The sequence below is a fragment of the Campylobacter sp. B0100352/1 genome (assembly GCF_020135855.1).
GTDB lineage: Bacteria > Campylobacterota > Campylobacteria > Campylobacterales > Campylobacteraceae > Campylobacter_D > Campylobacter_D taeniopygiae.
Genome location: NZ_JACHTP010000002.1, coordinates 113,854 through 122,230, shown reverse-complemented (window position 1 = coordinate 122,230; position 8,377 = coordinate 113,854). Strand labels below are relative to the sequence as shown.

The window sequence follows — 8,377 nt, the reverse complement described above, 5'->3', positions numbered from 1 at the left end:
GATTAAGGAAGGAATTTAAAAAATCAAGAAAGTAGAAATTTCTACTTTCAATTTTGTATTTTTTTGATCACAATTTCATCATTTTCGGCATCGATTAAAATGTTATCATTTTCGTTAAGTTCATCAGCTAAGATCATATCGCTTAATTTATCCTCTATCATATCATAAATAGCTCTTTTTAATGGTCTAGCTCCAAAGTCAGGATCAAAACCATTTTTTGCGATTAAAAGCGCTCCATTTTCACTTAAATTTGCTTTGATACCTTTGTTTGATAAACTATTTTGCAAATCTTTAAATAAAAGCTTTACAATTTCATAAGCCTCATCTTGTCCTAGGGGATTAAAAGTAATGATATCATCTAAACGATTTAAAAATTCAGGTTTAAAGAAATTTTTCAATTCATTTTTGATCGCATTTTCTTTTTCTTCTCCATTTAGCGTCATGATTGCATTTGAGGCGATATTAGAGGTTAAAATAATAATGGTATTTTTAAAATCCACCGTTACGCCTTTACTATCTGTTGCTCTTCCATCATCTAAAATTCCTAAAAGCACGTTAAAAACATCTTTGTGAGCTTTTTCAACTTCATCAAATAAAAGAACGCTATAAGGTTTTCTACGCACCGCTTCGGTTAGTTCTCCACCTTCTTCATGCCCTATATATCCTGGAGGCGCTCCTAAAAGTCTTGAAACGCTATGTTTTTCCATAAATTCACTCATATCAAAGCGTATCATAGCCTTTTCATCATCAAATAAAAATTTTGCCAAAGCTTTGGCCGATTGAGTTTTTCCTACTCCAGTTGGTCCTAAAAATAAAAAACTTCCTATAGGTTTATTGTCTGCATTAAGTCCTGCTTTATTGCGTTTAATGGCTCTTGCTAAAGCATTTAAGGCTTTATCTTGTCCTATAACGCTTTCTTTTAAGTGCTTTTCAACCTCTAAGAATTTTTGTTTTTCAGAGGTAAGCATTTTCTGTACGCTAATACCTGTCCATTTGCTCAAAATTCCAGCGACTAAGTCTTCATCCACTTGATTTTTAAGTAAAACGCCATTTTCGCTCATTTTTTTCCATTTTTCTTCTAAGTTTTGCACTTCTTTTTCAAGGCTAGGAATTTTTCCATATTCTAATTCAGCCGCTTTTTGAAATTCACCTTTATTTTTAGCTAAATTGGCTTCATTTTTTAAAAGATCAATTTCTTTTTTCTTGACACTGATTTCATTAAAAACACCTTTTTCATTTTCAAATTGTGAATTTAATGCGCTTTGTTTTTCTTTTAAATTGGCTAATTCTTTGATGATTTCCTCTATTCTTTTTTCATTTTTTTTATCATCTTCCATTTTTAAAGCTTCATTTTCAACTTCTAAAGTTTCAATATCTTTTCTTACTTTTCTTAAAGAACTAGGTTCGCTCTCAATTTGCATCTTAAGTTCAGCGGCGGCTTCATCGATTAGGTCAATAGCTTTATCCGGTAAAAAACGATCCGCTATATAGCGTTTTGAAAGCTTAGCGGCTGCAACTAAAGCGCTATCATTGATTGTGACATTGTGATGAATTTCTAATTTTTCTTTGATGCCTCTTAGCATCGCCAAGGCTTCATTAATACTAGGTTCAGGAACATTAACAGGTTGAAAACGGCGTTGTAAAGCCGCGTCTTTTTCAAAATATTTACGATATTCTTTCAAAGTAGTAGCACCTATTGTGTGAAGTTCACCTCTAGCTAAAGCAGGTTTTAAAATATTGGCTGCATCCATACTTCCTTCACTCGCTCCAGCTCCTACTATGGTGTGAATTTCATCTATAAATAAAATGATATTTTTATTTTTAATCACTTCATTAACCACTGCTTTTAAGCGATCTTCAAATTCACCGCGGTATTTTGCACCCGCTATTAAAGCGCTCATATCCAGTGCAATAACTCTTTTATTTTGTAAAGAAGTTGGCACATCTTTTTTGACTATTCTTTGTGCTAAAGCTTCAACGATAGCGGTTTTTCCAACTCCAGGTTCGCCAAGTAAAATAGGATTGTTTTTAGTTTTACGGATAAGAATTTGCATGAGTCTTTCTATTTCTTCTTCTCTACCAATAACTGGATCTAATTCCCCTTGGGTTGCTTTTTGAGTTAGATCAATACCGAATTTATTTAAACTATCTAAAGTCTCATCACTTGTCTTGCTATCAACCTTTCTTCCTGCTCTTAAATTTTGCAATTCCTTTTGAAATTCTTTGCGGTCTAAAAACTTAGATAAAATTTCTTTAATCGGATCCTTTTCGCTTTCGCTAATAAGCCAAGTATCTACAGATAAATAGCTATCCCCATTTGCATTCATTAAGCCTTTAGCTGCTTCTAAAGAATTGATAAATTCATTTGAAAATCTGATGGTTTCTTTACTCACATTTGAGCTTGTAGGTAATTTAGATATTTTACTTTTGATTTCAAGTTCTAAAGCTTCTTTGGAAATATTTAATTTATTAAGTATTTGATTAAGCAAACTTGAGCTATCAACACATAAAGCCCAAAAAAGATGCAAAGGAACAATTTCATTATTTTTAGAATATATCGCTAAAGATGCTGCACTTTCAACATTTGAAAGCATAGAGTCTGTTAAATAATCTTGTATATTTGCCATATTGATTCCTTTTTTATTAATTTATATAAAACGTATTATATAACTTTAGTCACATAATGTCAAGTTATTTTATAATATTTTATAAATATATTTAAGTTCATTTTTATAAAGTTATAGTAAAAACGCTATTTTACAAACATATCAATAGCTTTATTAAGATCTTCTATGCTTTGTTTATTTTCTTCAGAGCATGTATGATGGATGCAATGAGCTAAATGTTCTTTTAAAACAGCTTTTGCGGTATTATTAACCGCTGCTTTAATAGCGGCAAGTTGTATTAAAATTTTGCTACAATCTTCATCTCTTTTTACCATGTTTTTAACTGCTTCTAAATGTCCAATTGTTCGACTAAGTCTATTACTGATCGCTTTAATATGTTTTTGTGAATGCTGATGTTTTTTTATATTTTGCATTTATCTTCCTAAAAATCTTTTGATTTTTTAAATTAAAATTTTAAAATCATTCTAGCATAAAAAATAAAAGAAAACGCAATGTAAATTTTTATGTGTTTAATTTACAATTTCTTAAGCATTTTTTATTAAAATTTACTTTTAAAAATTATGAAAAAATTTTAATGGAGTTTCACTTGAAAATAAAACGATCTTTAGCCACTTTAATAGGTTTTATAAGCTCTTTAGCTTTTTGTGTTTTTTTTGTTGGAAATTTACACGCCAAAGCTGACGATAATAAAAAACTAGAACAACGCTTGCAAGCTTTGGATAAGCTTACAAAAACTTTAGCTATAGTTGAACAATATTATGTTGATGATGAAAATATAAGTGATTTAGTGGATAAATCTTTATCCGGACTTTTGAGTAATCTTGATGCACATTCTTCTTTCTTAAATGAAAAAGATTTTAATGATATGAAAATTCAAACCAATGGTGAATTTGGAGGACTTGGAATTACGGTAGGTATGAAAGATGGAGCCTTAACTGTTGTTTCTCCTATGGAAGGAACTCCTGCGGATAAAGCAGGAATAAAATCAGGCGATATCATTTTAAAAATAAACAATGAAGCAACCTTGGGTATGAATTTAAATGACGCTGTAGAAAAAATGCGTGGTAAGCCAAAAACTGAAATCACTTTAACTATTTTTAGAAAAGGTTCTACTAAGCCTTTTGATGTGACTCTTATGAGAGATATTATAAAAGTTGAGAGTGTTTATGCAAAATTGATCCAAAAAGAAAATATTTTGTATTTAAGAGTGACTAATTTTGATAAAAATGTAGTCGATTCTGCAAGTAAAGAGCTTAAAAAATATCCTAATGTTAAAGGGATTATTTTAGATCTTAGAAATAATCCTGGCGGACTTTTAAGTCAAGCTATAGGATTAGTTAATTTATTTGTAGATAAAGGTGTGATCGTTTCTCAAAAAGGACGCATAGCTAGTGAAAATCAAGAATACAAAGCAGAAGCAAAAAATAAAATTTCTAATGCTCCTTTAGTGGTGCTTGTCAATGGTGGAAGTGCTAGTGCGAGTGAGATTGTTAGCGGGGCTTTGCAAGATTTAAAAAGGGCTGTGATTGTTGGCGAAAATACTTTTGGAAAAGGTAGTGTGCAGCAAATCATTCCTATTAATAAAACCGAAGCATTAAGATTGACTATAGCAAGATATTATTTGCCAAGTGGTCGTACCATCCAAGCTATAGGCGTAAAACCGGATATTGAAGTTTTTCCTGGAAAGGTAAGCACTCAAGAAGAAGGCTTTAATCTAAAAGAAAGCGAATTAAAACAACATTTAGAAAATGAACTTCAAAAAACTAATGATAAAAAAGAAGAGAAAAAAGAAATCAAAAATGATAAAAACATCATTACATTAAAACAAATTTATGAAGATGCGCAATTAAAATCTGCTATTGATGCGGTGAAAATTTTAAACATTAAGGAGGGTGCGTTATGACAAAAAAAGATTTAATGTATGAGGGAAAAGGAAAGAAGCTTTTTAAAACTGATGATGAAAATTTATTAATCAGTGAATTTAAAGACGATTTAACAGCTTTTAATGCTGAAAAAAAAGGGAATGAAAGCGGCAAAGGGGCTTTAAATTGTAAAATCAGTACAGAAATTTTTCATTTGCTTGAAAAAAATGGCATCAAAACTCATTTAGTTGATTGTATCAGTGATACCGAACAATTGGTAAAAAAATGCAAAATCATCCCTATAGAAGTAATAGTGCGTAATGTTGCCACAGGTTCGATTGTAAAAAGATTGGGCTTAGAGGATGGTAAAGTTTTGCCTTTTGCTTTGGTTGAATTTTGCTTAAAAGATGATGCTTTAGGCGATCCTTTTATCAATGATGATCATTGTTTGATTTTAAATTTAGTTCAAAATGAAGCACAAATTCAAGAGATTAAAAATATCGCTAAAAAGATCAATTCCATCTTAACTCCATTTTTTGATTCTAAAAATTTAAGATTGATTGATTTTAAAATAGAATTGGGTTTAACTAAAGATAATGAACTTGTTTTAGCTGATGAAATCAGTCCAGACAGCTGTAGATTTTGGGATAAATTTAGCAATGAAAAACTAGACAAAGATAGATTTCGTCAAGATTTAGGTAGCGTAAAAGTTGCTTATGAAGAAGTTTTAAAAAGAATTTTAAGTTAAGGTATATTAATGAAAATAGTGGTAAATGTTTTTTTAAAAAATGGAGTTTTAGATCCTCAAGGCAAAGCCATTGAAAAGGCTTTGCATTCTTTAAATTTTAACGAAGTTAAAGAAGTGAGAATGGCTAAACAACTCATCATTGATTTAGATGAAAAAGATGAAGTAAGAGCTAAAGAGCGTATTGCGAAAATGTGCGAAGAATTGCTGGTTAATAATGTGATTGAAGATTATGAACTGAGTATAAGCGAGAAATAATGAAAGTAGCAATTATTCGATTTCCTGGAACAAATTGTGAATTTGATACAGAATATGCATTTAACAAACTTGGAGCTAAAACTGAAATAATCTGGCATGAGCAAAAAGAATTTACAGCTGATTTGGTTATTTTACCTGGTGGATTTTCTTATGGAGATTATTTAAGATGTGCAGCGATTGCTAAACTTGCTCCTGCGATGCAAGGTGTTTTTGAGCACGCTAAAAAAGGAGGCTATATTTTAGGAATTTGCAATGGATTTCAAATTCTCTTAGAAAGCGGCCTTTTAAAAGGCGCAATGAAGCACAATGAAAAACTAAGCTTTATTTCAAAAAATCAAGATTTAAAAGTGGTTTCAAATCAAAATGTTTTTTTAAGAAATTTTCAAAAAGATGATATTATTAATTTGCCTATTGCGCACGGAGAAGGAAATTACTACGCAAAAGAGGATGTTTTAAAAGAATTAGAAGATAAGGACTTAATCACATTAAAATATCAACCAAATCCTAACGGTTCTGTTTGTGATATTGCTGGAATTTGTGATGAGAATAAAAAGATTTTTGGTCTCATGCCACATCCTGAAAGAGCTTGCGATAGTGTTTTAGGTAATGAAATAGGTTTAAAAATGTTAGAAGGTTTTATGTGAGAATATTATTTTTTATATTTTTATTTTCTTGCAGTCTTTTTGCTCAAAAAGAAATTTCTGTTTTTGATGCTCAAAAGGTGCAAAAAGAATTAGAAAAATTACCAAAAGAAGAGCAGCAAATTTATCAAAATATTGCTCCAAGTGATGAAAATACTGATATCGATACGAGCAATGTCGAAGATCCTTTTATCCCGCAAAGCTCTTTGGTGCTTACTAATGATGAGTATCCGCACAAGGTTTATGTTGGAGAAGCTTTTCCAATTACCATTCATGCAAAAACAACTGAAAACACTAATTTTGATTTTAAGATTAATCTAAAAAAGAACGATGACTTGCTTTTTCTAAATCCTGATGCAAAATGGAAAAATATACAAGGCGAGTATGTAACAACTTTATGGTTTGAAGCTAAAACTTCTAATGCCTCTTTAGAGCAAATTTCAATTCAGTTACTTAGAAATGGAGAAGCTTTTCAGCAATCTGCTTTAAATTTAAATCCAATCAGATATGAAATCACACCAAGTGATAACCATTTTTCACACCTAGTAGCAAGTTCTTTGGAAGTAAAAAAGATAAAAACTAAAATTTTTGATAATAATAGCATCATTGTTATGCTTGAATTAAATGCTACCAATACAAATCTTAAAAGTTTTTATATCGATGGTGTTCAAAAACAAGGAGTTGAAAATTTAAAAGGTGATTTTAACGCTTCTACTGGTTTTTATTACGCTTTATTTCCATCATCTAAAACCCATTTTGATTTTTCTTATTTCAATAAAGATACTAAAAGTCTTGAAAATATGAGTTTTAGACTTGTCATTAGTGATGATGAAATTAGCACTCAAAGTGATTTAAATCCTACCAATAAAGATTTTAATATTTATAAACAATATGCACTTTGGTTTTTTACATTTGTTTTTGCACTTGTATTTGTGTGGAGAAAAAATTATATCATTTTAGTTTTAGCAATAGTATGTTTTGTATTGAGTTTTTTCATAGATACAAGCGTAAAAAGCGGTATTTTAAAAGCAGGTTCAAGAGCAAGAATTTTGCCAACAGAGCCTTCAACTTTTTTCTATACAGCTCTTTCTAATGAAAAAGTTAAAATTTTAGGAAAAAGATTAGATTATATTAAAGTAATTCTTGAAAATGGCCAAATAGGATGGGTACTTCGTGAAGATTTACAAAAAAATTAAAGCTTTATATTTTTGGTTTTTTTTTATTTTTAGTATTTTAATTGTAGTATGTTGCTTTTGTTTTGTAAATTCGCAAAATACCCTTTGGAAAATTCGTAGAATTTGGGCTAAATTTCAAAAATATACTATTTTTTACAAAACTGAGCTTGTGGGTGAGTTTAATCCCAATGCAAATATGATTTTAATGAATCATCAAAGTGCCTTGGATATTATTGCTTTAGAGGAATTATACCCTAAAAATTTATGCTGGATTGCAAAAAAAGAACTTGGAGAAATTCCACTTTTTAAAATCACTATAAAAAAGCCAAAATTGCTTTGTATTGATAGAAAAAATCCAAGAGATTTAGTGCGTGTATTAAAAGAAGCTAAAGAAAGGCTAAATGAAGATAGAGTTTTAGCCATTTTTCCTGAAGGAACGCGTTCAAAAACAGCAAAAATGCTTAAATTTCAAAGCGGAGCTAAAGTTTTAACTGAAAAGTTGAATTTAAAAGTTCAGCCTATTTTGATGGTAGATTCTGCTAAAATTTTAGATACGAAAAGTTTTAGCGTGGGAAGTGGTGGAAATTTAAAGATTATTTGCATGGATTTAGTGGATACTAGCGATGAGAGATGGCTTGAAAATACTAGAAAAAAAATGCAAGAAATATTAGATCAAGAAAGAATGAAATCATGCTCAATATGATTTTAATTGTAGGCATAGGTGGCTTTTTGGGTTCTGTATTTAGAATGTTAAGTATTAATTTTATCAATAAAATTTTTCCACATGCTATTAGTTTTGGTACTCTTTTTGTAAATATTTTTGGCTCTTTTGCTATAGGACTTTGTTTTTCTTATGCACAAAATAAAGGTTTATCGCCATTACTTAAAAATTTTATCAATATAGGATTTTTAGGAGCTTTTACAACTTTTTCTACTTTTTCTTATGAAAATTTAATGCTTTTGCAAAATGGAAATTATTTTCATCTTTTTCTTAATATTGTTTTTAATGTCATTTTGTGTTTATTGGCAGTTTGGCTTGGTTTTGTAATTTTTAAATAAATTTTTTTAC

The 8,377-nt window shown here is 29.8% G+C and carries 9 protein-coding genes; 7 read left to right on the top strand and 2 right to left on the bottom strand.

Going from position 1 to position 8,377, the window contains the following annotated elements:
* Positions 1 to 47: 47 nt before the first annotated feature.
* Both H2279_RS01415 and H2279_RS01410 read right to left on the bottom strand, forming a co-directional pair.
* The gene (locus H2279_RS01415; protein ID WP_337195349.1) at positions 48 to 2,627 is read right to left on the bottom strand and encodes an ATP-dependent Clp protease ATP-binding subunit; all 2,580 of its coding nucleotides are present in this window, start codon (positions 2,625 to 2,627) and stop codon (positions 48 to 50) included.
* Positions 2,628 to 2,752: 125 nt separating this feature from the next.
* Positions 2,753 to 3,040 carry a metal-sensing transcriptional repressor gene (locus H2279_RS01410; protein ID WP_246023734.1) on the bottom strand — a complete coding sequence of 96 codons (288 nt, stop codon included), beginning with the start codon at positions 3,038 to 3,040 and terminating at the stop codon, positions 2,753 to 2,755.
* Between the two features lie 173 nt (positions 3,041 to 3,213).
* On the opposite strand from H2279_RS01410, the gene H2279_RS01405 reads away from it, so the two are divergent.
* The 7 genes from H2279_RS01405 to crcB are packed head-to-tail and all read left to right on the top strand — an operon-like array spanning position 3,214 to position 8,367.
* Positions 3,214 to 4,530 carry a S41 family peptidase gene (locus H2279_RS01405; RefSeq protein WP_407920019.1) on the top strand — a complete coding sequence of 439 codons (1,317 nt, stop codon included), beginning with the start codon at positions 3,214 to 3,216 and terminating at the stop codon, positions 4,528 to 4,530.
* Positions 4,527 to 5,237 carry a phosphoribosylaminoimidazolesuccinocarboxamide synthase gene (purC, locus tag H2279_RS01400; protein WP_337195348.1) on the top strand — a complete coding sequence of 237 codons (711 nt, stop codon included), beginning with the start codon at positions 4,527 to 4,529 and terminating at the stop codon, positions 5,235 to 5,237. Before H2279_RS01405 ends, purC begins: the two co-directional genes overlap by 4 nt.
* Before the next feature lie 9 nt (positions 5,238 to 5,246).
* Entirely contained in the window at positions 5,247 to 5,492 is a 246-nt protein-coding gene (purS, locus tag H2279_RS01395) for a phosphoribosylformylglycinamidine synthase subunit PurS (RefSeq protein ID WP_337195347.1), read from the top strand.
* Complete coding sequence (gene purQ, locus H2279_RS01390; protein ID WP_337195346.1) at positions 5,492 to 6,136, top strand: phosphoribosylformylglycinamidine synthase I; 645 nt, start codon at positions 5,492 to 5,494, stop codon at positions 6,134 to 6,136. Before purS ends, purQ begins: the two co-directional genes overlap by 1 nt.
* The gene (locus H2279_RS01385) at positions 6,133 to 7,329 is read left to right on the top strand and encodes an SH3 domain-containing protein (protein ID WP_337195345.1); all 1,197 of its coding nucleotides are present in this window, start codon (positions 6,133 to 6,135) and stop codon (positions 7,327 to 7,329) included. The genes purQ and H2279_RS01385 overlap by 4 nt, the downstream gene beginning before the upstream one ends.
* Entirely contained in the window at positions 7,307 to 8,011 is a 705-nt protein-coding gene (locus tag H2279_RS01380; RefSeq protein WP_337195344.1) for a lysophospholipid acyltransferase family protein, read from the top strand. Before H2279_RS01385 ends, H2279_RS01380 begins: the two co-directional genes overlap by 23 nt.
* On the top strand, positions 7,999 to 8,367 hold the full coding sequence (gene crcB / locus H2279_RS01375; protein ID WP_337195343.1) for a fluoride efflux transporter CrcB: 369 nt from the start codon (positions 7,999 to 8,001) through the stop codon (positions 8,365 to 8,367). Before H2279_RS01380 ends, crcB begins: the two co-directional genes overlap by 13 nt.
* The last annotated feature ends 10 nt before the right edge of the window (positions 8,368 to 8,377 follow it).